This is a genomic window from Herbaspirillum sp. alder98, from assembly GCF_020179755.1.
Classification (GTDB): domain Bacteria; phylum Pseudomonadota; class Gammaproteobacteria; order Burkholderiales; family Burkholderiaceae_D; genus Herbaspirillum.
The window spans coordinates 306,850-327,582 of the sequence record NZ_JAIUCY010000005.1 but is presented as its reverse complement, the minus strand read 5'-3'; the positions used below and the strand labels follow the sequence as shown (position 1 = coordinate 327,582).

Genomic DNA, 20,733 nt, shown 5'->3' with positions numbered 1-20,733 from the left:
TCGTGGTCACCGGAGCTGGCGTCGGTGGCGGTGAAGGCGGGGTCTGGTTCATGGTCAGCCGATGTCGTCGATGGTGGCGTTGCGCGGGGTCAGCTGGAAGCTGACGCGGAACAGGCTGCCCGGATTGCGTGGGTCGGTGCTGCGTGGATTGTCGACGATATCGACCGTGGCCTGATGCTGTTGGGCGATCTCGCGCACGATGGCCAGGCCCAGTCCGCTGCCGGTGCTGGGGGTGCCCAGCACGCGATAGAAACGTTCGAATACATGCTGCCGTTCGGCCAGTGCGATGCCGGGGCCGTTATCCTCGATCTCGAGGATCGCCAGGCCTCCGCCCTCGTCGACGCGGGCGCGCACGGTGACGCTGCCGTTGCCGTCGTGCGGCGTGTAGTGCAGCGCGTTGTCGAGCAGGTTGGAGAGCAGTTCGCGCAGCATCAATGCATTGCCCACGATCATGATGGGATGGCCGGGTTGTTCGAACCCGAGGTCGATGCGCCGGGTAAAGGACGCCGGCACCCAATCCTGCACCACGGTGCGGACCAGTTCGCTCAACTCCAGCGGCGCCATGCCGCCGGCCTGTGACTGCTGGTTCTCGGCCCGCGCCAGCGACAGCAACTGGTTGACCAGCCGGGTGGCGCTCTCGGAGCTCTTGGCCAGTTGTTCCAGCGAGCGCCGCACGTCGACCTGGTCGTCCTGGCGCAGCGCCAGTTCGGATTGCATGCGCATGCCCGCCAGCGGCGTCTTCATCTGGTGGGCGGCGTCGGCGATGAAGCGCTTCTGGATCGCGATGGTCTGCGACAGCCGCGCCAGCATGTCGTTGAGGGAGCGCACCAGGGGCGAGATCTCTTCGGGCACCTGGCCCGAATCGATGGGACTGAGATCGTCCGGGCGGCGGTCGCGAATGCGCTCCTGCAATTCGGACAGCGGCGACAGGCCGCGTGAGAGTGCGAACCACACCAGCGCCAGCGCCACCGGCAGGATGATGAACTGCGGCAGGATCACACCCTTGATGATTTCATTGGCCAGCTGGGCGCGCTTTTCCAGCGTTTCGCCGACCTGCACCGTGGCCAGGCGCGGCTGCGGCGAGGCGTTGCGCTGGGCCGCGCTGCGCCGCACGTCGACCTGCATGTAGGCGATGCGCACGTCGCTGCCGTGCAGGATGTCGCTGCGAAACTGCACCGTGCCGTGGCCGACGCGATCGTCGTCAGGCGGAGGTTGCGACATCTCGACATCGCCCTCGACGTATTCGCCGTTGGGGCCGCTGACCTTGTAATAGATATTGTCGATATCGTCGGCCCGCAGCAAGTCGCGGGCCGACACCGGCAGGCGCGCCACGATCTTGCCATTGACCTCGGAGACCTGCTGGGCCAGCACCGTGACGCTGTCTTCCAGCGCCCGGTCGAACGGTTGATTGGCGATCGACTGCGCGATCAGGTAGGTGATGGCAATGCTCATCGGCCACAGCAGCAGCAGCGGCGCCAGCATCCAGTCGAGGATTTCGCCGAACAGCGAGCGCTGGATGCGTTCTACCGGCTGGGTGGCGATGGCGGAGCGGCGTTTCTTGCGCGGCGCGGCGGCACTGGCGGCGCCGTCGGGAGCAGGGTGGTTGGGGGTGTCACGCGGCATGGACATGCCCCGTGCGCGAGATCATCGGTTCAGCCGCTGCTGGCGGCCGGTGCGATCGACACGGCAGCGTTGGCGGCGTTTTCGGGGAGTTTCTCGAGGCAATAACCCAAGCCGCGCACAGTGGCGATGCGCACGCCGCCGACTTCGATTTTCTTGCGCAGGCGATGGACATAGACTTCGATGGCATTGTTGCTGACTTCCTCTCCCCATTCGCACAGGTGATCGACCAGTTGCTCCTTCGAGACCAGTCGCCCGGTGCGTTGCAATAATACCTCCAGCAGCCCCAGTTCTCGCGCTGACAGTTCCAGCATCTGTTCGCCGATGTAGGCAATCCGGCCCACCTGGTCATACGACAGCGGACCATGGCGGATGACGGTCGGCCCGCCACCGGCGCCGCGTCGGGTCAGCGCGCGGACCCGTGCTTCGAGTTCGGACAGCGCAAACGGCTTGGCCATGTAATCGTCGGCGCCCAGATCGAGCCCCTGCACCCGCTGCTCGACCGAATCGGCCGCCGTCAGGATCAGCACCGGCAGGCGCGAATTGCGTGCCCGCAAGCGGCGCAGCACCTCCAGGCCCGACATGCGCGGTAGCCCGAGGTCGAGGATGAGCAGATCGAAATCCTGGGTCGAGAGGGCCGAATCGGCTTCGATCCCGTTCTTGACGCAATCGGCGGCGTAACCGGAATGCCGCAGCGAGCGGGTCAGTCCATCCGCCAGAACGCTATCGTCTTCAGCCAGCAAGATGCGCATAGGTTTGATCAGCGGGTCGCCCCAGCCGATTTGTCTCGTGAGTTAGAATTATTGTGGTATTTTTATGCATATTCCACTAATTCATTCGTCAATGCAAATGAGGGCGACGATGGATGCGGATAAGAGTAGAAACTCGTAATTCAGGCCAATAATGCCTGGCGCAAAAGACAGGGGTGTCGATTGCGCTGGTCCACCCGAAAAAAGTGTAACAGTGTCGCCTATAGTGCGAATGCGCTATTGAAGTGTGCGATATTGCGCGCATATCGATTACATAAATGGCTGGGATGTCATTTAATGTTCTACTTGATGTGTTTTCCGTTGTGGCCTGTTTTTTTGTTGTTATAATTTCTCGCATTCTCTGCTGGAAAAACTGATGAAACGTTTGTGGGTTCTGTTGCTGATCTGTCTGTTACCGGTGCAAGTATTTGCAGCGGTGCTGACGTACGCCAGCTCGGTAGCCGCAACAGATTTCTCGGCACCGGCCGAGATCAGCGTTGCCGTCAAGTATCTCGACGCGAAGCAGATTGCTGCCGCCGCCGAACAGGCTGTTGCCGACAATGAGCAACACGCCGCCATTGGCGAGAAGAGCTCGTCGGGCGATGACAGCACCGGTTACGCAGACAGTGGCGAAGATTTCTCGACACATGCGGGCATCGGCGACGAGCCGGTCCTGACCCAGACATTGGCAGCCTTGCCACAAACTTCCCAGGTAGCGCCGGCGCTTCGCAGCGACGACGCCAGCCAGCCTCCTTTCCTGCCCCTCGCAGGTCGTCCGCCCCGGGCCTGATCAACTGTCGCTTGCGCGACTGCCTCGCTGCGCCCGCTGAATCGCTCCAACATTTCGAAGCTTCGTGTCGCGCGTCGGCAGTTCTGATCGCAAGTGACTGGTGTCGCCGTCTGTTATCGACGTGGCGACGCGCGCACTCGAACAAGATTTCTGCAATATCACGGCCGATGTGACCGCATCACATCAGATTCCATCCAGGAGATAGTAATGAAAAAAGCATTTGTCGCACTGATAGTGGCGGTCATGACACTGTCGGTAGGCATGACCGCAGTCGAAGCCAAGCGTCTTGGCGGCGGCGGGTCGATCGGCAAGCAATCGTCGTCGGCCAGCCGTCAAGCCCAGAGCCCGGCGCCTATGCAGCAGAACCAGGCCGCCGCTGCCAAGCCGGGTGCCGCAGCTGCTGCGCCTGCGGCAGCCGCCGCCAAGCCGAGCATGTGGAAGGGTTTGCTGGGCGGCGCGCTGCTGGGCCTCGGCCTGGGCGCACTGCTGTCGAGCATGGGCATGGGCGGCGCCCTGGCCAGCATGATCAGCACCATCCTCACCGTCGCGCTGATCGCGATGGCGGCGATGTTCATCTATCGCATGTTCCGCCGCAAATCGGAGGCTTCGCAGCCGCGTCCGGCATGGGCTGGTGCCAACCACAATGCACCATCTGACGTCAACGCGACGCCCAAGATCGGTTCGATGCTGGAAGCGTCGCAACCTGCAGCAGGTCCGCAGGGTGGTGGCTTCGGTGGTGGTTTCGGCAATGTCGAGGCAGCACCTGCCTATGGCATTCCGGCTGATTTCGATACCAATGGTTTCGTGCGCAACGCCAAGACCTACTTCATCCGCTTGCAAGCGGCATGGGACAAGGCCGACATCAACGATATCCGCGAATTCACCACGCCAGAGATGTTTGCCGAACTGCGTCTGCAATTGCAGGAACGCGGCGCCTCGGCCAACCATACCGATGTGGTGTCGCTGGACGCTGAAGTACTGGGCGTTGAAACCGTGGGCAACGATTATATGGCGAGCGTGAAGTTCTTTGGCTTCATCAAGGAAGACGCCACCAGCTCGCCGTCGCAGTTCGCCGAGATCTGGAACATGTCCAAGCCGGCAGTCGGCCAGGGCGGTTGGGTGCTGGCAGGTATCCAGCAACTGGATCCGGTGCAGGCTTAAGGTTCAGCATCAGCAAGACAGGTTTTGTAGTTTGTAAATGTTTGGCGCGGAAGGCGGCGGTTAGTGGATGAGCGTCGCCAGTCCGTTTTACCGCCGGCTTAGGCCGGCGGTTTTTTTATGTCCGTTCCAAACGCATTTTGCGCGTCCCCATGTCATGCCAGTCGGTTCTGGCTGCGCATCAACTTTCCCGTCACGACACTCACCTCTTCCTACGCATTGCTGCGTGATTGTCCTATCGCAACCGCTGTACAGCTCAAGCATGATCGAAGTCTGCGATGCGCCATGAGCACGCTGCCGTATCGTGAGACCAACCACAGTGAAGGAGCCAGCAATGAAGCGCAAGGCATCGGCCGCATGGAGCGGCAATCTCAAGGAAGGCAAGGGTACGCTGACTACCGACAGCAAGACGCTATCGGCCACCCAATATTCGTTCTCGACCCGTTTTGAGAATGGCGTCGGCACCAATCCCGAAGAACTGATTGCAGCCGCTCATGCGGGCTGTTTTTCGATGGATCTCTCGGCGCGGCTGGACAAGGCCGGCCTCGGTCCGAAGCGCATCGATACCGAGGCGACTGTGACGCTGGAGCCCAGCGATCCTGGCTTCGCCATTACCAAGGTCGAGCTGTCGGTCAAGGTTGAACTGAACGACCGCGATGAACAGAAATTCAATGAGGCAGTGGCGGCAGCCAAGGACGGTTGCCCGGTGTCGAAGGTGCTCAACGCCGACATCTCGGTCAATGCCGTGCTGGCTTGATCGATGTTAGCTGGAGCGGTCGTCCGACCGCTCTGGCGGCTCGCGATGCTTGCCCGCAGACAGCGGGAAAAGCAACGCGACGATGACCAGGCACACCAGCAGTACCAGGGTGAACTTGTCCAGGTTATCCATTTATTTTCCCGCTTGCCAGATGGCGACGTCAGCCGTATCGACCTTCCTGGGCAGCAGCCCGGCATTGAAGAAGGTGTCGGCAATCTTCTGCTGTTCTCCCAACGCTTCTTTCCTTACCGCCCGCACTTCATAACTGCGCCGCCCGTTGGCCAGTTCGATGGTATCGGCATCCAGCCCCCACAACGGCGAGAGAAAATTTGCGGCTTCCCTGGCATTCTGCTTGACCCACTTGCCTGTTACCTGCAACTGCTCGAACACGATCCGCAACACGTCCGGATTGGTATTGGCAAAGGTGGTCGAGGCCAGGTAGTAACGCTGGTAATCGGCAATGCCCCGTCCATCGGACAGAATACGCACCTGGGATTGGCGCTGCACACCAGCCAGGAAAGGGTCCCACGTTACCCAGGCGTCGACGCTGCCGCGCTCGAAGGCGGCGCGCGCGTCGGCCGGCGACAGATAGGCGGCATCGATGTCCGAGAATTTCAGGCCGGCCTGTTCCAGCGTGGCGATCAGCAGGTAGTGCACGCCGGCTGCCTTGGTCACTGCGACCTTCCTGCGCTTGAGATCGCTCACGGCGCGAATCGGCGAGTCGGTGCGCACCACGATGGCCTGCGCCGAAGGCGACGGTGACTCCTGTGCCAGGTACGTTAGTCGTGCTCCTGCTGCCTGGGCGAACACCGGCACCGTATCGGCGACGTCGGCACTGATGTCGATGCCGCCGACATTGAGCGCTTCGAGCAGCGGCAGGCCGCTGGAAAATTCATGCCAGCTGAGCTTTGCGCCGCTCGGCGCCAGCAGCTTTTCGAGCGTGCCGTTGGCCTTGATGATGGTCAGCAGCGTCGACGATTTCTGGTAACCGATACGCACCGCGCGGCCACCCGATTGAGCGCGCGCCAGCGCCGGCAACGCCGCTATCAATGCACCCGCCTGCAGCAGGCGGCGGCGATTCACTAAATGTTTGGAAGTTGGCTTCATGAGATGAGGTTCGTTATTGTTATCGTTGATGTTGCGGCCGGTGCGCGTCGCGCCAGCGCAGCGAAGCGTTTTCGACGGCGCGCAGCAGGCTGTCGGATAGCTTGCCCAGCACTGCCAGCACCAGGATCGCCGCCAGCACCAGATCGGGCCGGCTGCTTTCGCGACCATCGGAGAGCAGGTAACCCACGCCCCGGGTAGCGGCAATCAGTTCGGCCGCTACCAGGAACATCCACGCCAGCGACAGGCCGCCGCGCAGTCCGGCAAACAGATAGGGCAAGCTTGCCGGCAGCAGTACATGACGGATCAATTCGGTGGTCGACAAGCCGCAACTGGTTCCAAGCTCCACCAGTTTGTGGTCGATGTCGCGCAGGCCTGCGACCAGGTTCAGATAGACGGGAAAGAATGCGCCGATGGCGATGAGGACGATCTTGGGCGTCTCGTCGATACCCAGCCACAGCAGCAGCAGCGGGATCCAGGCCAGGCTGGGAATAGCGCGCAATGCCTGGAAAGTTGGTTCCAGCAAGGCCTCGGCCCGACGGCTGATGCCGACCAGAAAGCCGAACAGTACGGCCAGCATGCTACCGGCGACGAAGCCGGCCAGCACCCGTGCCAGGCTGGCTCCGATATGCGGCGCCAGCTCGCCGCGCCGGGCCAGGTTCCAAAGGGTCTGTGCCAATTCGCTGGGTGGCGGAAACAGGCGCGCCGGAATGATCTCCAGTCGCGCGCCCAGCTCCACCAGCGCGAAAAAAGCCAGCGGCAGCCACCAGCCGGTCAGGCGACCCGGCCGGTAGCCGCTGTCGCGCGGCCAGCGACGCACTGCAACAGCGCGCGTGCGCCGATGCTGCTGCGCGATGGCAACCGGCTCGGCCGTGGTGTCAGGCACGGATCACCCCCTGGCCGAAGGCTGGATCGATCAGTGCGCCGATGGTGCGCGGCAGATCGGTGCCACTCTTGACCAGGTCTTCTTCCAGCAGGATCGGCGCGGCCGCGCGCAGTGCCTCGACGTGCTCGCGGCCGATCTGCGGATGCGAGAAGTCATTGCGCTTGAGCTGCAGGCGCGCTACCTGCGGCGACAGCTTGGATTCTTCCGAGAGCAGGGCGACGGTGTCTTCGGGGTGGGCGATGATCCATGCACGTGCGCGCTCGTAGGCGGCGATCACGCGCTTGACCTGGTCCGGATGACGCACGGCGAAGGTGTCGCTGACGTTGAGGAAACCGTAGGTGTTGAAATTGACGTTGCGATAGATCAGCCGCGAGCCGGCTTCCAGTTCGCTGGCGGCCAGGTGCGGGTCGAGCCCGGCCCAGGCATCGACCCGGCGCTGTTCGAGCGCGGCGCGGCCGTCGGCATGCTGCAGGTGGACGATCTCGACATCATTCTTGCTCAAGCCGTTCTCGTGCAGCGCGCGCAGCAGGAACAGGTAAGGATCGGTGCCCTTGGTGGCGGCCACCTTCTTGCCCTTGAGCTCGCGCACCGACTTGATCTGCGAATCCCTGGCCACCGCCAGTGCGGTCCATTCAGGGCGCGAATAGACGTACACCGCCTTGATCGGATTGCCGTTGGCCCGCGCCAGCAATGCCGCCAGCCCGGCGGTGCTGCCGAAGTCGATGCTGTCGCTGTTGAGGTATTCGAGGGCGCGATTGCTGCCCTGGCTCAATACCCACTTGACCTCGGTGCCTTGCGCCTTCAGGTCTTCCTCGAGCCAGCCGAACTTGCGCAGCACCAGGCTGGGCGGCGAATAATAGGCATAGTCGAGGCGGATGGTGCGCGGCGGCGCGGCATTGGCGGCCAGGCTGATGGCGGGAGTCGATCCCAGTGCGGCCAGGCCGAGGGCGGTGCTGCCCAGGCGAAGAAAGTGTCTGCGTTCCATGGCTATCCGTTGTTGTTGTGAGAGGGCGAGGCTGCGTGGCAGACAAGCACTCTAAGCACGAATGGCGGACGGCAGAACGACTATTTTCAAGTTTATTTATACGTTCGGCGCATGTCTGCGATGCAGACTGGCCGGATCACGGACGGCGTTCAGGGCAGGCAGAGTTCGAACAACGCACCGCCATCGGGGTGGTTCGACAGGCGCGCCTCGCCTTGCTGGTTTTCCTTGTTGTGGGCGGTGGCGATGGCGTTGCACAGATCCATGCCAAGGCCGGTGGACGGCTTTTTCTCTTGCGTGCCCACGCCAGGACCGTCATCGTGCACGGTGAAGATCAGGCCGCCTGCCGGGTTCTTGTGGCATCCGAGTTCGATGCGGTTGCGGGCGAAGCGGCTGGCGTTCTGCAATGCGGCTTCCAGCGCCAGCGCCACCAGGTGTTCGTCGAAGAATCCGACCAGCGGCATGTCGGCCGGATCGATCACGATCGCCACGCCGTGGCCGTTGCGGCTGGCCTGGTGCTCGCGCAGCAGCGATTCGAGAAAATCCAGCGGCGAGAGCGCCTCGACCTGCGCCCGCAGGCCTTGCGAATCTGCCTTGTACAGCGTGAGGAAGGCGATCAGCTTTTCCTGCAGCGCCAGGCAGGTCACGTGGGCCTGCTGCGCGCGTGGCACGTCATCGGTCAGGCGACGCAATTCGCCCTCGAGGTTGCCCAGCGAGTTCTTGATGTCGTGAATGATGATCGCGGCCAGTTTGGGGTCCATGCTCAGCTCTTCGGGGCTACTTTGCTCAGGGTGTCGCGCAAGAACTTGTGCATCTTGGCTACGCGTTCGTTGCCCGGAATCAGGCGGTCCAGCGTGGCCAGATAACGGCGCACACGCTTGACGTATTCGTCGTTCCAGCCACGCTGGCTCATCCACAGCAAATGCAACTGCGCCGCCGCCAGCAGCACGCCGGTGTTCTCGGGCATGCTGGTCAGCGCTTCCTGCAGCTTGGCCAGCGATTCGTCGGGCTTGGCGCTGCGCATGAGCGCATTGGCTTCGGCGATGACGCTCATGCAGTGCTTCACGGCGCCGTCGATGAGTTCGTCGGCCAGTGCATTCTTGCCGGTATCGGCCAAGACCTTGCGCGCCAGCGTCTGCAGGTTCTTGTTCTCGTGGTCGGACTTGATGGCGTCAGCGATCAGGCGCGCGCCCTCGTCGTCGTTGCCCATCGAGAAAGCCGCCTTGGCCAGGGCCAGCGTGGCGAAATCGGAGACCTCGCCGCCGGTGGCATGTTTCGCCGCCTCGAAGGCCTGCTGGGCCGAAATGGTGTCGCCCAGCTGCACATAGGCCTGGGCCTGCACCGCCGCCTGGGCCGCCGTGAACAACTTCGACTCGTCGTAACGACGCGGTGCGCTCTCGAGCAGTCGCAGCGCGGCATCGGCGTCGCCGCTGTCGACATGCACCTGCGCCAGCGACAACAGGTCGCCGGGTTGCGCCGTGAGCGAACCCTTGGTGTGCTTGAGCACGTTGTCATAGGCTTCGCGCGCCTGGTCCAGATGGCCGCTGCGGTAGGCCACTTCACCCACCAGGCGGCTGCGCCGCGCCGAAGGGATGATCTCGGACGACTTGGTCAGCGCCGCCAGGGCGCCTTCCTGGTTGCCCTGCGCCTCGTCGATCTGGGCCAGCAGGTCGTAGGCGGCGATGAATTGCTTGTTGGCGGCCAGCACGTCCTCGACGATCACGCGGGCGTCATCCATCTGGCCGGCCACGATATTGCAGCGCGCCAGGCCGATCTTGGCCCACACCAGGTCGTCGCGCATGGCCAGCGCCTGCGCGTAGACTTCGCGTGCCTCGTCGATGCGGCGCTGGTCGATCAGCAGCGTGCCCTTGGTCTTCATGATCTCGACGATCCACTTGGGGGCCGCCTTGAGCACGTTGTCGCATTCGATAATGGCGCCGGCGAAGTCCTTGCGCTTCATCTTTTCGGTCACCGGGCGCATCGCATGCTGCTTTTCAAGCAGGCGGTCGACCCGTTCCGCGATGCGGCTGGCCGTGAGCGGCTTGAGCATGTAGGCATCGGGCTGGAACTCGGCCGCGCTGGCGACCAGGTTGTAGCCGCTCTCGGCCGTCACCATGATGAACATGGACGTCGGCGAGAGCATGTTCTGGGTGCGGAAGAACTCCAGCAACTGCTGGCCGTTGCTTTCCTTGTTCAGGTTGTAGTCGCAGATGATCAGGTCGTACATCCCCGCCTGGACGAAACGGATCGCCTCATCAGGGGTGGCGGCCTGGTCTACCTTGGTCACGCCGAGTTGGCCGAGGTGCATGCGCATGTTCTGGCGCATCGTCGGCATGTCGTCGATGATCAGGCAGCGCAGGGCGCTGATGTGGCTAAAGGGGACTAAACTCATGACAACCGTCTTTAAATCTCGTTATATATTGCTGCACCGGAATGTATATCAGAACCAACTGTCCTGGTAGCAAATATAGGGGGTTAATCTTCAGCCAATTCGTGGCACGGGCGAAGTGTGCCGGGTTTTCACCCATTTTGCAGCCAACTGACGTGTAAATGAGGTGTCTGTACTGGCCAATGATGCCCTCTTTATAATCTTTCTGGAGGCGTGGCGCCAGCGATGTGCCACTGTGCCGACAAATTGAGCGACAAAGTGCTTGCGCAATACACTGTTTTTTTATACAGTGTCGTTCATTGGCGGGGCGCATCGATACTCAGGTTTCGATATCGAATTGTCAGCATTGTATGCTCGCTTCACCACACACCTTCATCACGACCTTTTTGCCGAGAGATATTTATGGAAGACAAAAAAGCTGCGAACAACTCTGAAAAGGGCAAGGCGCTAGCCGCCGCGTTGGCGCAAATCGAAAAGCAGTTTGGCAAGGGTTCCGTGATGCGCATGGAAGACGGCGCCGTTGTGGAAGAAGTCCAGGTCGTGTCGACCGGTTCGCTGGGTCTCGATATCGCCCTGGGCGTCGGCGGCCTGCCGCGCGGCCGGGTGGTCGAGATCTACGGCCCGGAATCGTCGGGCAAGACCACGCTGACACTGCAAGTCATTGCTGAAATGCAAAAAATCGGTGGCACCTGCGCCTTTATCGATGCCGAACACGCGCTGGATGTCACTTATGCGCAGAAGCTGGGCGTCAATCTGAATGACCTGCTGATCTCCCAACCCGATACCGGTGAACAGGCACTCGAGATCACCGATGCGCTGGTACGCTCCGGTGCGGTCGACCTGATCGTGGTCGACTCGGTGGCGGCGCTGACGCCGAAGGCCGAAATCGAAGGCGACATGGGTGATTCTCTGCCTGGTCTGCAAGCCCGTCTGATGTCGCAAGCGCTGCGCAAGCTGACTGGTAGCATCAACCGCACCAATACCACTGTCATATTCATCAACCAGATCCGCATGAAGATCGGTGTCATGTTCGGTAACCCCGAAACCACCACGGGTGGTAATGCGCTGAAGTTCTACGCATCGGTGCGTCTGGATATTCGTCGCACTGGTTCGATCAAGTCCGGCGACGAAGTCATCGGTAGCGAAACACGCGTCAAGGTCGTCAAGAACAAGGTGGCGCCGCCGTTCCGCGAAGCGCACTTCGACATTCTTTATGGAGAAGGCACTTCCCGCGAAGGTGAAATCCTCGACCTGGGCTCTGAACACAAGGTCGTTGAAAAGTCGGGCGCCTGGTATAGCTACAACGGCGAACGCATTGGTCAAGGCAAGGACAACGCCCGTAATTACTTGAAAGAACATCCTGAGCTGGCGCGCGAGATTGAAAACAAGGTTCGCGTGGCGTTGGGTGTGCGTGAACTGGCTGCTGTTGCCGGTACGCCTGCCGCTGGTGCATCTGCTGGCGGTAAGTCAGCCGGTAGCAAGGCTGAAGGCGGCAAGACTGACGGCGGCAAGACCGAAGCCCAGGCTTCCTGATTCTTTGCTCAAGTCGGGGCCGGCATGTTTGGCATGGTTTGCCTGACATGTCGGACAAGAATCTGTATTGCTGTGTGGAGAAGGGGAGGGATTTCATCGCTCGCCTTCCCGCAACTCCCTGTCAGTGCAGTCCGCGAGTAGCGTCTGCGGACAGTTTTTGCCGGGAGAGATTGTAAAACTGGCAACATCCGCAACATCCGCAACATCCGCCACATCCGCAACATCCAACAGTAATCTCTTTATCTGCACTATTGCCCGGGCTATCGAACGTCAATGCCTAGACCGCCGATCAGCCTGAAAGCACGGGCACTCAAGTACCTCTCTTCACGTGAGCATAGTCGCCTGGAACTTGCGCGTAAGCTTGCCCCTTACGCGCAAGAGGGCGATGACATTGAGGCACTGCTCGACTGGCTCGAACAATCCCGCTTTCTCTCCCAGGAGCGATTTTCCGAATCGCTGGTGCACCGTCGCGCTGCCCGCTACGGCAACAATCGCATCCTTTCCGAGTTGCATAGCCATGGTATCGAAGGTGATGCGCTCTCTGAACTCCGGCAGGACCTCAAGCTTGGCGAGGCCGCTCGTGCAGCCGAGGTGCTGCGCCGTAAATATGCCGCGCCCGCGCCGGACGCCGAATCGCGGGCCAAGCAGCAACGCTTCCTGATGCAGCGCGGTTTTTCTCATGACAGTATCCGGGCGGCACTGAAGCTGGCCTGGCTGGCTGGCGACGACCAATAAGCGCCGTCGTCTCTCCAGCATGGCTGGTTCGGCATGCCACTGTGGGAATTGTTCGGATTTCAGGTCTTGCGCTTGAGTGAGAACCGCTTTCGTCGCCAGTCGCAGCGACCTATATGACCCCGTGATAGCGCAGCCTCCGCCCAGCCCTGCTGGCGTGTGCTAAAATCCGGAGGTTTTTTGCTGCGGCGCGGGAGTCTGAGGAGATATCGCCCATTGCCGGTTGGTTAAAACGGCATGTCGATGCAGGGCTGACGACGGCGGCGAAGACAGATAATGCGGATTGCAGGGCGCCTGGCGTCAATGCGGTCCCGGATATCAGACCAACTCATGCAGACGGCATGAACATGCCCAATTCTACGAATTCATTCGCAACCTGTGCAGCTCACGCCTGCGCCAGTTCTCATCCGGTCACGGATGCTACGCCCGCCTGCGGGTTGCGGTCTGCTTTCTCGTCAGCTGGCATCGCGCCGACGACATTTTCAATCCGGCAAGTCTTATTCATTTAGTGTCTAAAGGGAAGCTCCCATGAAAATCCATGAGTATCAGGGTAAAGAAATCCTGCGCCAGTTCGGCGTAACCGTTCCGCGCGGCATTCCTGTCACGTCCCTCGACGAAGTCGAAGCGGCAGCAAAGTCGCTCGGTGGCCCGGTCTGGGTCGTGAAGGCACAGATCCACGCCGGTGGCCGTGGCAAGGGCGGTGGCGTGAAGGTGGCCAAGTCCCTGGAACAGGTCCAGGAATACGCCAAGCAAATCATGGGCATGCAGCTGGTCACGCACCAGACCGGTCCTGAAGGCCAGAAGGTTCGTCGCCTGCTGATCGAAGAAGGCGCCGACATCAAGAAAGAACTGTACGTCTCGCTGGTCACCGACCGCGTGAGCCAGCGCGTGGTGCTGATGGCATCGAGCGAAGGCGGCATGGACATCGAAGAAGTGGCCGAAAGCCATCCTGAACTGATCCACAACGTCATCATCGATCCGGCCACCGGCCTGACCGACGCCGACGCCGACGCAGTCGCCACCAAGATCGGTGTGCCGGCCGCTTCCCTCGCCGACGCGCGCAAGCAACTGCAAGGTTTGTACAAGGCCTACTGGGAAACCGATGCATCGCTGGCCGAAATCAACCCGCTGATCCTGACCGGCGACGGCAAGGTTATCGCCCTGGACGCCAAGTTCAACTTCGACTCCAACGCCCTGTTCCGTCATCCGGAAATCGTCGCCTACCGCGACCTGGACGAAGAAGACCCGGCTGAAGTCGAAGCATCGAAGTTCGATCTGGCCTACATCTCGCTGGACGGCAACATCGGCTGCCTGGTCAATGGCGCCGGTCTGGCCATGGCCACCATGGACACCATCAAGCTGTTCGGCGGCGAGCCGGCCAACTTCCTCGACGTGGGCGGTGGCGCCACGGCCGAGAAGGTGACCGAAGCGTTCAAGATCATGCTGAAGAACCCTGAGCTGAAGGCCATCCTGGTCAACATCTTCGGCGGCATCATGCGCTGTGACGTGATCGCCGAAGGCGTGATCACCGCCTCCAAGGCAGTGTCGCTGAACGTGCCGCTGGTGGTCCGCATGAAGGGCACCAACGAAGACCTGGGCAAGAAGATGCTGGCCGAATCCGGTCTGCCAATCATTGCCGCAGATTCGATGGAAGATGCAGCCAAGGCGGTCGTGGCTGCTGCCGCGGGCAAGTAAGAACTCATACATGCAAGCCTGCGCAGCTGCGGCCGCGCCCGATGCGACAAGACGCATCCGGGCCGCATGCAGTGCAGGCATCACAGACAAGGAAGAGAAATGTCGATCCTCATCAACAAAGATACCAAGGTCATCACGCAAGGCATTACTGGCAAGACCGGCCAGTTCCACACCCGTTTGTGCCGTGAATACGCCAATGGCAAGAACGCCTTTGTCGCCGGTGTGAACCCGAAGAAGGCCGGTGAAGATTTCGAAGGCATCCCCATCTTCGCCAACGTGACTGACGCCAAGAAGGCCACCGGCGCTACCGTGTCGGTGATCTACGTGCCGCCAGCCGGCGCTGCCGCTGCCATCTGGGAAGCCGTCGAAGCCGAGCTGGACCTGGCCATCTGCATCACCGAAGGCATTCCTGTTCGCGACATGCTGGCCCTGAAGGATCGCATGGCAAAGGCCGGTTCCAAGACCCTGCTGCTGGGCCCGAACTGCCCAGGCCTGATCACGCCTGACGAGATCAAGATCGGCATCATGCCAGGTCACATCCACAAGAAGGGCCGTATCGGCGTGGTGTCGCGTTCGGGCACGCTGACCTATGAAGCAGTGGGTCAATTGACCGCACTGGGCCTGGGCCAGTCGTCGGCAGTCGGTATCGGTGGTGACCCGATCAACGGTCTGAAGCACATCGACATCATGAAGGCATTCAACGAAGATCCTGACACCGACGCCGTCATCATGATCGGTGAAATCGGTGGTCCTGACGAAGCCAACGCTTCGTACTGGGTCCGTGACAACATGAAGAAGCCGGTGGTTGGCTTCATCGCTGGCGTGACCGCGCCTCCGGGCAAGCGCATGGGCCACGCCGGCGCGCTGATCTCGGGCGGTGCCGACACGGCTGAAGCCAAGCTGGCGATCATGGAAGAGTGCGGCATCAAGGCTACCCGCAACCCGTCAGAAATGGCGCGTCTGCTGAAGGCAATGCTGTAATATCTGCCGATCCGGCGCGCCTGGCGCGCCGGTCAAGCACTGCAATACCTGCATGGGGAGCCGCGGCTCCCCATGTTTTTTCATGGATAAACAAGGACGAGCATGGAATTTCTGGCAAACCTGAACTGGGTCGCTGTCGCACAGATCATCCTCATCGACATCCTGCTCGGTGGCGACAACGCCATCGTGATCGCGCTGGCCTGTCGCAACCTCCCGGCCAACCTGCGCATGAAGGGGATTGTCTGGGGCACCGTGGGCGCAATCGCCATTCGCATCGCCCTGATCGCGTTTGCCGTCACCCTGCTCGAGCTGCCATTTCTCAAGTTGACCGGTGGCCTGTTGCTGCTGTGGATCGGCATCAAGCTGTTGAACGAGGACGAGGACCATGGCGAGATCACCGGCAGCGACCGCCTGTGGAGCGCCGTCAAGACAGTGGTGGTGGCCGACCTGGTGATGAGCGTGGACAACGTGATCGCCATCGCCAGCGCCGCCGAGCAGGCCGGCGAGCACCAGATGCTGCTGGTGGTGTTCGGCATCGTGGTGAGCATTCCCATCATCGTCTGGGGCAGCACCCTGGTATTGAAGCTGATGGAGAAATTCCCGGTTATCATCACGCTCGGCGCGGCACTGCTGGGCTATATCGCCGGCGGCATGATCTTCAGCGACGCCGGCCTGCGCGAACACCTGCAGCCGTTCATCGCCGATAGCGAATTCATCATCCCGGGCGCGCAGTTGCACTTGAGCCTGCCCGGACTGGTCGGGGCCATCGGCGTGGTGCTCACCGGTCTGAGCCTGAAGCGCAGGCGGCAACGGGCAACCCGGCCGTGACGTTGATGCAGGTCAGTGTGCGCATTGGCCGCCCCTGATAGGGTGATAGGTTGGAAGTAATTCGCTATGAAGCAGCGGCGGCACTGCCGACACTGGTGGGCTGGTGTTCCACTCCACTGGACAGTGTCTTTTTATTTTTTACGGGGATTCAATGAAACCGGTCGTGCAAAAAAAGCAGCAAACAATTCGCCAACAAGGCTTTACCCTGCTCGAACTGATGGTGGTGCTGGCCATCATCGGTATTCTTGCCACCATCGGCGCCAGCCAGTTCCAGGGTTATATCGCCCGCGCCCGTGTCACCGAAGGCCTGAACCTGGTGCAGCCCTACAAGTTGGCCGTGGCTGAGCAGATCACTGCCAACGGCGGTGTGTTTAAGGTGGAGCAACTGGGAGTGCCCGCGTTCGTGGCGACTCCTGACGTCACTAAGATTGACGTGACACCGATGGCCTCGAAAGGTATCGGTGGCGTGATCACGATAACGTTTGCCCAGCGTGTGGGCGGTGGCGGTACGCTGACGCTGACCCCGACCATCACTTCTAGCGCCATCCAGTGGCTTTGCGCCGCAGCCGGTGTGGCGGCCCCCACAGGTGAGGGCGCCAATACTGGTTTTATCGCAGGCACCCTGCCGGCCGATGTGGCGCCGGCCAACTGCCGAGGTTGACGGCAGTAGTCAGACAAGAAAAAAGCGCCTCCAGGCGCTTTTTTCACGAACGGGCCAGCAAAAACTAAGGCCGCGCCATGGTGATATCGCTCTTGCCGCCGCGCTTCTCGGTGACGCAGATATCGCTCATCACCATACTCTTGTCGACTGCCTTGCACATGTCGTAGACCGTCAACAGGCCGATCTGCACCGCCGTGAGCGCTTCCATCTCGACCCCGGTCTTGCCGGTCGTCTCGACTCGTGCGGTACACAGCACGCTGGCGTCGTCGGCCCGGGTCTCGAATTCGACCGAGACATGCGTCAGCGCGAGCGGATGGCACAGCGGGATCAGGTCGCTGGTGCGCTTGGCAGCCATGATGGCGGCGATTCGCGCAATGCCCAGCACGTCGCCCTTCTTGGCGGTGCCGCTGTCGATGATGGCCAGCGTCGCAGGCTGCATGCGGATCACGCCGCTGGCCACGGCCACGCGCCGCGTTTCGTCCTTGCCGCCGACGTCGACCATGTGCGCCTGGCCGGTGCTGTCGAAATGGGTCAGGCCGCTGTTGTCGGTGGAGGGTTTGCTGCTTGTGCTCATGGGGTATCGAAGATGAGGAACGTTGGATCAGAGCAGGTATCATAGCAGCCTGCCACCGGGGCAACGTGCCCTGGCTCGACTGGTTCTCGCATAGATATCGCCCATGGCCCGATCCGATAATTCGTCCGCCCGCAATCGTCAGCGCTTCGCCCGCTCCGGCCTGGCGCGCGCCGTGACGGCCGTGGTGCTGCTGCTGACCAGCGTGCCGTTGACGATGACGCCGCTCATCGGCGTGGCGCAAAACCTGCCGACGCTGGGCGACACCGAGCGCGAAGCGCTGGCGCCGCTGACCGAGCGCAAGCTGGGCGAGCAGATCATGCGCGACATCCGGGGCGACCGCGATTACGTCGATGACGGCCCGGTCTCGGAGTACCTGAACAATTTCGGCTTGAACCTGGTCTCGCTGCACCCCGAGGTGCGGGGAGAGGCCGGTTTCGACTTCAACTTCTTCATGGTGCGCGACCCGACCCTCAACGCCTTCGCGCTGCCGGGGGGCTTCATCGGCGTCAACAGCGGCCTGGTGGTGGCGGCGCAATCCGAGTCCGAACTGGCCGGCGTGCTGTCGCACGAAATCGGTCACGTGGCGCAGCGCCACATCGCCCGTATGCTGGGCCAGCAAAAGCAGAATTCCATGATCCAGCTGGCCGCCATCGTGCTGGGCGCGCTAGCCGGGGTGTCCAAGGCCGGTGGCGACGCCGCCATGGCGACCATGATGGGCGGAACCGGCCTGGCCGTGCAGCGCCAGCTCAACTTCAGCCGCGATGCCGAACGCGAAGCCGACCGGGTAGGCCTGCAGATCATGCGCGACGGCGGCTTCGATCCGACCGGCATGGTCACCTTCTTCGGTCGCCTGCAGGCGGCATCGCGCAATTTCACCGATGTCGTCCCGCCTTATCTGCTGACCCATCCGCTGACCACCGATCGTATCGCCGACATCGAGGGCCGGATTCGTGACCAGCGCTATCGCCAGCGGGTCGACAGTCCCGACTTCCAGCTGGTGCGGGCGCGCACCCAGGTGCTGCAGAACGATTCGAACCAGGGCTTGCGCGACCAGGCCGAGCGCTTCATCAGCCAGGCCAAGCAGAACAGCAAGCAACAGATCGTCGCCGCCCGCTACGGCCTGGCCTATGTCTATTACCGGCAGAACAAGCTGGAGCAGGCCGAGGACATGCTCAAGCAGGCGCAGGATGCCGCCCAGCCCCTGAAGCCCGGCATGATGTTCCTGAGCCTGGAGATCGATATCAAGATCGCCCGCAAGCAGGGCGAGCAAGCGCTGCAACTGGCCGAGGCGATGCGTCGCCAGTTTCCGATCTCACGGGTAGCAGCGCGTCAATATGCCGATGCCCTGCTGGCGGTCAAACGCTACGATGAGGCCACCGCCTATCTGCGCGACCAGGCCCAGTTGTATCGCTCCGACGCCCAGATCCAGCAGCGCCTGGCCAAGGTCTATGCGGCCCAGGGCAAGCAGGCACTGCAGCATATGGCGCTGGCCGAATCGTATGCGCTCAATGGCGGATTGTTGTCGGCGCTGGAGCAGCTCACCATCGCGCGCCGGGCCCCGGACGCCACCTTCTACGACCAGGCGATGATCGATGCTCGCGAGCGTGAGTGGAAAGAGCGCTGGAAGGAAGAATCGAAAGACCTGAAGGAGCGCGGCTAAGCTGGCCAGGTTGGCTAGCGCGGCCGGGCGACAAAGCCGAAGTGCTGCGCTACGCGTGACGAGTCGATGGCCTGTATCGCAATCGATGCGCCTGCCAGCTCCAGCGTCACCGGCTCCCGGTGGTCGCCTTCGATCCAACGCATCAACGCCTCGTCGTCCCGACGTCCGCCAATCTTCATGGCCGGTAACAACTGCGCCATGTCGCGATCGTCTACCGCGCAAACCTGTTGCGCGCGACACAGGTAAAGCCGGCCATGTTGGTCAAGGGCGGCGCTGTCGATATCCCGCAATGCGTCACCGGTATGCAGCACCAGCGCCAGTTCGCCCGCCACCGGAGCGGCTTGCGTGTGCGCGATGAAGGGCGTCAGTTCCAGGTCCACGAAGACCCGTTGCGGGCCATTCTGGAAGTACCAGCGACCCTCTTCGTCGTGGGCATAATTGCGATTGATGAAGTCCAGCAACGCCGGATGGGCGATGCGCTCGCCGGCCAGTTCCAGTTGCTGGGTACGCTCGTCACGCATGCGCCAGGCGCCGCGTGCGTCCAGTCGCAGCCAGCCGAAGCAATGCGGCACATTCGGCCACTTGGCCATGGCCTGGCGTACGACCTCATCCATGATGTGCTTCCTGGGCGATACCCATCGCCGGCGGCGCGGCAGTGGCGAGCTCGCCTGCCTTGCCTTCCAGGAAATTCAGCAACCGTTGCGGCAGCCAGTCGAGGCGTCCGGGTGCGGCGCCGTTGGCGAAGCCGACATGGCCGCCATGTTGCGGATAGTCGAGCAGCACCGCAGGGGCGGCAGTTTGCGGCAAATGCTGGGCCGGCAGGAAAGGGTCGTTGCGGGCATTGAGCACCAGCGTCGGCACGGTAATGTCGTGCAGCACATGGCGCGCGCTGGCGCGCTGCCAGTAGTCGTCGGTATCGCGATAGCCGTGCAGCGGCGCGGTGACCACGTTGTCGAAGGCGTACAGGTCGCGCGCGGCCAGCAGCGCCTCGCGATCGAACAGGCCGGGAAACTGCGCCAGCTTCAGCAGGCTCTTGCTGCGCATGGTGCGCAGGAACACCCAGGTGTACAAGCGGTTGAAGCCGCTGGCCAGCGCCGCGCCGCCGCCGGCCAGGTCGAGCGGTGCCGATACCGCGCAGGCGGCATCGACGATTTCGGCCTGGTGTTGCGATTCGCCCAGCCAGCGCAACAGGGCGTTGGCGCCCAGCGAGACGCCGGTGGCGTAGAAGTGGGTCGCGCCCAGGTCCTGCTGGCGCTGCTTGAGCCGTCGCAGGATCCAGTCCAGCTCGGCCGAGTCGCCCGAATGATAGAAGCGCGGCGCCAGGTTGATCTCGCCCGAGCAGCCGCGGAAGTGCGGTATCGCGCCGTGCCAGCCACGACGCTTGATCTCGGCCATCAGGGCGCGCGCGTAATGACTGTCGGAAGAGCCTTCCAGTCCGTGGAACAGCACCACCAGCGGGCGCCCGGGCAGGCCATCGACAAAATCGACATCGACGAAATCATCATCGGGCGCGGTCCAGCGCTCACGGCGAAATGCGACCTCGGGCTTGCGGATGAAGGTCGCCGGATAGATCGTCTGCAGATGACCGCCGGGAAGCCAGCGGGGCGCGATGTAGGACATGGGCAGTGAATCGA

The 20,733-nt window shown here is 62.1% G+C and carries 21 protein-coding genes; 10 read left to right on the top strand and 11 right to left on the bottom strand.

Annotated features, from left to right (window positions below):
- Window positions 1-54 precede the first annotated feature (54 nt).
- Both LBW87_RS14245 and LBW87_RS14240 read right to left on the bottom strand, forming a co-directional pair.
- A complete protein-coding gene (locus tag LBW87_RS14245) occupies window positions 55-1,623 on the bottom strand; it encodes a sensor histidine kinase (protein WP_225202147.1) in 1,569 nt (522 codons plus the stop codon).
- A gap of 29 nt (window positions 1,624-1,652) precedes the next feature.
- Window positions 1,653-2,372 (bottom strand): response regulator transcription factor, encoded by a 720-nt coding sequence (locus tag LBW87_RS14240; protein WP_225202146.1) that lies wholly within the window; start codon window positions 2,370-2,372, stop codon window positions 1,653-1,655.
- Between the two features lie 373 nt (window positions 2,373-2,745).
- Between LBW87_RS14240 and LBW87_RS14235 the strand changes: the two genes are divergently transcribed.
- The 3 genes from LBW87_RS14235 (at window position 2,746) to LBW87_RS14225 (ending at window position 5,074) form a co-directional block, all read left to right on the top strand.
- A complete protein-coding gene (locus LBW87_RS14235) occupies window positions 2,746-3,159 on the top strand; it encodes a hypothetical protein (protein WP_225202145.1) in 414 nt (137 codons plus the stop codon).
- 207 nt (window positions 3,160-3,366) lie between these two features.
- Window positions 3,367-4,320: a Tim44 domain-containing protein gene (locus tag LBW87_RS14230; protein WP_225202144.1), complete on the top strand. Its 954-nt coding sequence runs from the start codon at window positions 3,367-3,369 to the stop codon at window positions 4,318-4,320.
- 331 nt (window positions 4,321-4,651) lie between these two features.
- Window positions 4,652-5,074 (top strand): OsmC family protein, encoded by a 423-nt coding sequence (locus LBW87_RS14225; RefSeq protein ID WP_225202143.1) that lies wholly within the window; start codon window positions 4,652-4,654, stop codon window positions 5,072-5,074.
- 6 nt (window positions 5,075-5,080) lie between these two features.
- On the opposite strand, the gene LBW87_RS23910 is transcribed toward LBW87_RS14225, so the two are convergent.
- From LBW87_RS23910 to LBW87_RS14200, 6 genes are all read right to left on the bottom strand, one after another.
- A complete protein-coding gene (locus tag LBW87_RS23910; RefSeq protein WP_265112955.1) occupies window positions 5,081-5,206 on the bottom strand; it encodes a hypothetical protein in 126 nt (41 codons plus the stop codon).
- Complete coding sequence (locus LBW87_RS14220) at window positions 5,207-6,181, bottom strand: aliphatic sulfonate ABC transporter substrate-binding protein (protein ID WP_225202142.1); 975 nt, start codon at window positions 6,179-6,181, stop codon at window positions 5,207-5,209.
- Between the two features lie 19 nt (window positions 6,182-6,200).
- The gene (locus LBW87_RS14215; RefSeq protein ID WP_225202141.1) at window positions 6,201-7,064 is read right to left on the bottom strand and encodes an ABC transporter permease; all 864 of its coding nucleotides are present in this window, start codon (window positions 7,062-7,064) and stop codon (window positions 6,201-6,203) included.
- Complete coding sequence (locus tag LBW87_RS14210; RefSeq protein WP_225202140.1) at window positions 7,057-8,049, bottom strand: aliphatic sulfonate ABC transporter substrate-binding protein; 993 nt, start codon at window positions 8,047-8,049, stop codon at window positions 7,057-7,059. Before LBW87_RS14210 ends, LBW87_RS14215 begins: the two co-directional genes overlap by 8 nt.
- Before the next feature lie 149 nt (window positions 8,050-8,198).
- Window positions 8,199-8,807: a sensor histidine kinase gene (locus LBW87_RS14205; RefSeq protein ID WP_225202139.1), complete on the bottom strand. Its 609-nt coding sequence runs from the start codon at window positions 8,805-8,807 to the stop codon at window positions 8,199-8,201.
- A 2-nt stretch (window positions 8,808-8,809) separates the two neighbouring features.
- On the bottom strand, window positions 8,810-10,438 hold the full coding sequence (locus LBW87_RS14200) for a tetratricopeptide repeat-containing response regulator (RefSeq protein WP_225202138.1): 1,629 nt from the start codon (window positions 10,436-10,438) through the stop codon (window positions 8,810-8,812).
- Between the two features lie 399 nt (window positions 10,439-10,837).
- On the opposite strand from LBW87_RS14200, the gene recA reads away from it, so the two are divergent.
- The 6 genes from recA (at window position 10,838) to LBW87_RS14170 (ending at window position 16,865) form a co-directional block, all read left to right on the top strand.
- On the top strand, window positions 10,838-11,968 hold the full coding sequence (recA, locus tag LBW87_RS14195; RefSeq protein ID WP_225202275.1) for a recombinase RecA: 1,131 nt from the start codon (window positions 10,838-10,840) through the stop codon (window positions 11,966-11,968).
- A gap of 273 nt (window positions 11,969-12,241) precedes the next feature.
- Window positions 12,242-12,703, top strand: coding sequence for a recombination regulator RecX (gene recX, locus LBW87_RS14190; RefSeq protein WP_225202137.1), 462 nt, complete (start codon window positions 12,242-12,244; stop codon window positions 12,701-12,703).
- A 525-nt stretch (window positions 12,704-13,228) separates the two neighbouring features.
- Window positions 13,229-14,395: an ADP-forming succinate--CoA ligase subunit beta gene (sucC, locus tag LBW87_RS14185; protein WP_225202136.1), complete on the top strand. Its 1,167-nt coding sequence runs from the start codon at window positions 13,229-13,231 to the stop codon at window positions 14,393-14,395.
- A gap of 99 nt (window positions 14,396-14,494) precedes the next feature.
- Window positions 14,495-15,376 (top strand): succinate--CoA ligase subunit alpha, encoded by an 882-nt coding sequence (gene sucD / locus LBW87_RS14180; protein ID WP_225202135.1) that lies wholly within the window; start codon window positions 14,495-14,497, stop codon window positions 15,374-15,376.
- Window positions 15,377-15,478: 102 nt separating this feature from the next.
- Entirely contained in the window at window positions 15,479-16,204 is a 726-nt protein-coding gene (locus LBW87_RS14175; protein WP_225202134.1) for a TerC family protein, read from the top strand.
- Between the two features lie 163 nt (window positions 16,205-16,367).
- On the top strand, window positions 16,368-16,865 hold the full coding sequence (locus tag LBW87_RS14170; protein ID WP_225202133.1) for a pilin: 498 nt from the start codon (window positions 16,368-16,370) through the stop codon (window positions 16,863-16,865).
- A 64-nt stretch (window positions 16,866-16,929) separates the two neighbouring features.
- Here LBW87_RS14170 and moaC read toward each other — a convergent pair whose 3' ends face one another.
- The gene (moaC, locus tag LBW87_RS14165; protein WP_225202132.1) at window positions 16,930-17,439 is read right to left on the bottom strand and encodes a cyclic pyranopterin monophosphate synthase MoaC; all 510 of its coding nucleotides are present in this window, start codon (window positions 17,437-17,439) and stop codon (window positions 16,930-16,932) included.
- A 103-nt stretch (window positions 17,440-17,542) separates the two neighbouring features.
- Between moaC and LBW87_RS14160 the strand changes: the two genes are divergently transcribed.
- A complete protein-coding gene (locus LBW87_RS14160; RefSeq protein ID WP_225202131.1) occupies window positions 17,543-19,099 on the top strand; it encodes a M48 family metalloprotease in 1,557 nt (518 codons plus the stop codon).
- A 14-nt stretch (window positions 19,100-19,113) separates the two neighbouring features.
- Here the strand turns inward: LBW87_RS14160 and LBW87_RS14155 are convergent, their stop codons facing one another.
- Window positions 19,114-19,713 (bottom strand): DUF2946 family protein, encoded by a 600-nt coding sequence (locus tag LBW87_RS14155; protein WP_225202130.1) that lies wholly within the window; start codon window positions 19,711-19,713, stop codon window positions 19,114-19,116.
- A complete protein-coding gene (locus LBW87_RS14150) occupies window positions 19,706-20,719 on the bottom strand; it encodes a YheT family hydrolase (RefSeq protein ID WP_225202129.1) in 1,014 nt (337 codons plus the stop codon). Before LBW87_RS14150 ends, LBW87_RS14155 begins: the two co-directional genes overlap by 8 nt.
- Window positions 20,720-20,733: the final 14 nt, after the last annotated feature.

What these genes read in the sequence shown, in the direction of transcription:
- LBW87_RS14245 (WP_225202147.1), bottom strand. Translation starts at nt 1,623, where the DNA reads ATGCCGCGTGACACCCCCAACCACCCTGCTCCCGACGGCGCCGCCAGT.
- LBW87_RS14240 (WP_225202146.1), bottom strand. Translation starts at nt 2,372, where the DNA reads ATGCGCATCTTGCTGGCTGAAGACGATAGCGTTCTGGCGGATGGACTG.
- LBW87_RS14235 (WP_225202145.1), top strand. Translation starts at nt 2,746, where the DNA reads ATGAAACGTTTGTGGGTTCTGTTGCTGATCTGTCTGTTACCGGTGCAA.
- LBW87_RS14230 (WP_225202144.1), top strand. Translation starts at nt 3,367, where the DNA reads ATGAAAAAAGCATTTGTCGCACTGATAGTGGCGGTCATGACACTGTCG.
- LBW87_RS14225 (WP_225202143.1), top strand. Translation starts at nt 4,652, where the DNA reads ATGAAGCGCAAGGCATCGGCCGCATGGAGCGGCAATCTCAAGGAAGGC.
- LBW87_RS23910 (WP_265112955.1), bottom strand. Translation starts at nt 5,206, where the DNA reads ATGGATAACCTGGACAAGTTCACCCTGGTACTGCTGGTGTGCCTGGTC.
- LBW87_RS14220 (WP_225202142.1), bottom strand. Translation starts at nt 6,181, where the DNA reads ATGAAGCCAACTTCCAAACATTTAGTGAATCGCCGCCGCCTGCTGCAG.
- LBW87_RS14210 (WP_225202140.1), bottom strand. Translation starts at nt 8,049, where the DNA reads ATGGAACGCAGACACTTTCTTCGCCTGGGCAGCACCGCCCTCGGCCTG.
- LBW87_RS14205 (WP_225202139.1), bottom strand. Translation starts at nt 8,807, where the DNA reads ATGGACCCCAAACTGGCCGCGATCATCATTCACGACATCAAGAACTCG.
- LBW87_RS14200 (WP_225202138.1), bottom strand. Translation starts at nt 10,438, where the DNA reads ATGAGTTTAGTCCCCTTTAGCCACATCAGCGCCCTGCGCTGCCTGATC.
- recA (WP_225202275.1), top strand. Translation starts at nt 10,838, where the DNA reads ATGGAAGACAAAAAAGCTGCGAACAACTCTGAAAAGGGCAAGGCGCTA.
- recX (WP_225202137.1), top strand. Translation starts at nt 12,242, where the DNA reads ATGCCTAGACCGCCGATCAGCCTGAAAGCACGGGCACTCAAGTACCTC.
- sucC (WP_225202136.1), top strand. Translation starts at nt 13,229, where the DNA reads ATGAAAATCCATGAGTATCAGGGTAAAGAAATCCTGCGCCAGTTCGGC.
- sucD (WP_225202135.1), top strand. Translation starts at nt 14,495, where the DNA reads ATGTCGATCCTCATCAACAAAGATACCAAGGTCATCACGCAAGGCATT.
- LBW87_RS14175 (WP_225202134.1), top strand. Translation starts at nt 15,479, where the DNA reads ATGGAATTTCTGGCAAACCTGAACTGGGTCGCTGTCGCACAGATCATC.
- moaC (WP_225202132.1), bottom strand. Translation starts at nt 17,439, where the DNA reads ATGAGCACAAGCAGCAAACCCTCCACCGACAACAGCGGCCTGACCCAT.
- LBW87_RS14160 (WP_225202131.1), top strand. Translation starts at nt 17,543, where the DNA reads ATGGCCCGATCCGATAATTCGTCCGCCCGCAATCGTCAGCGCTTCGCC.
- LBW87_RS14155 (WP_225202130.1), bottom strand. Translation starts at nt 19,713, where the DNA reads ATGGATGAGGTCGTACGCCAGGCCATGGCCAAGTGGCCGAATGTGCCG.
- LBW87_RS14150 (WP_225202129.1), bottom strand. Translation starts at nt 20,719, where the DNA reads ATGTCCTACATCGCGCCCCGCTGGCTTCCCGGCGGTCATCTGCAGACG.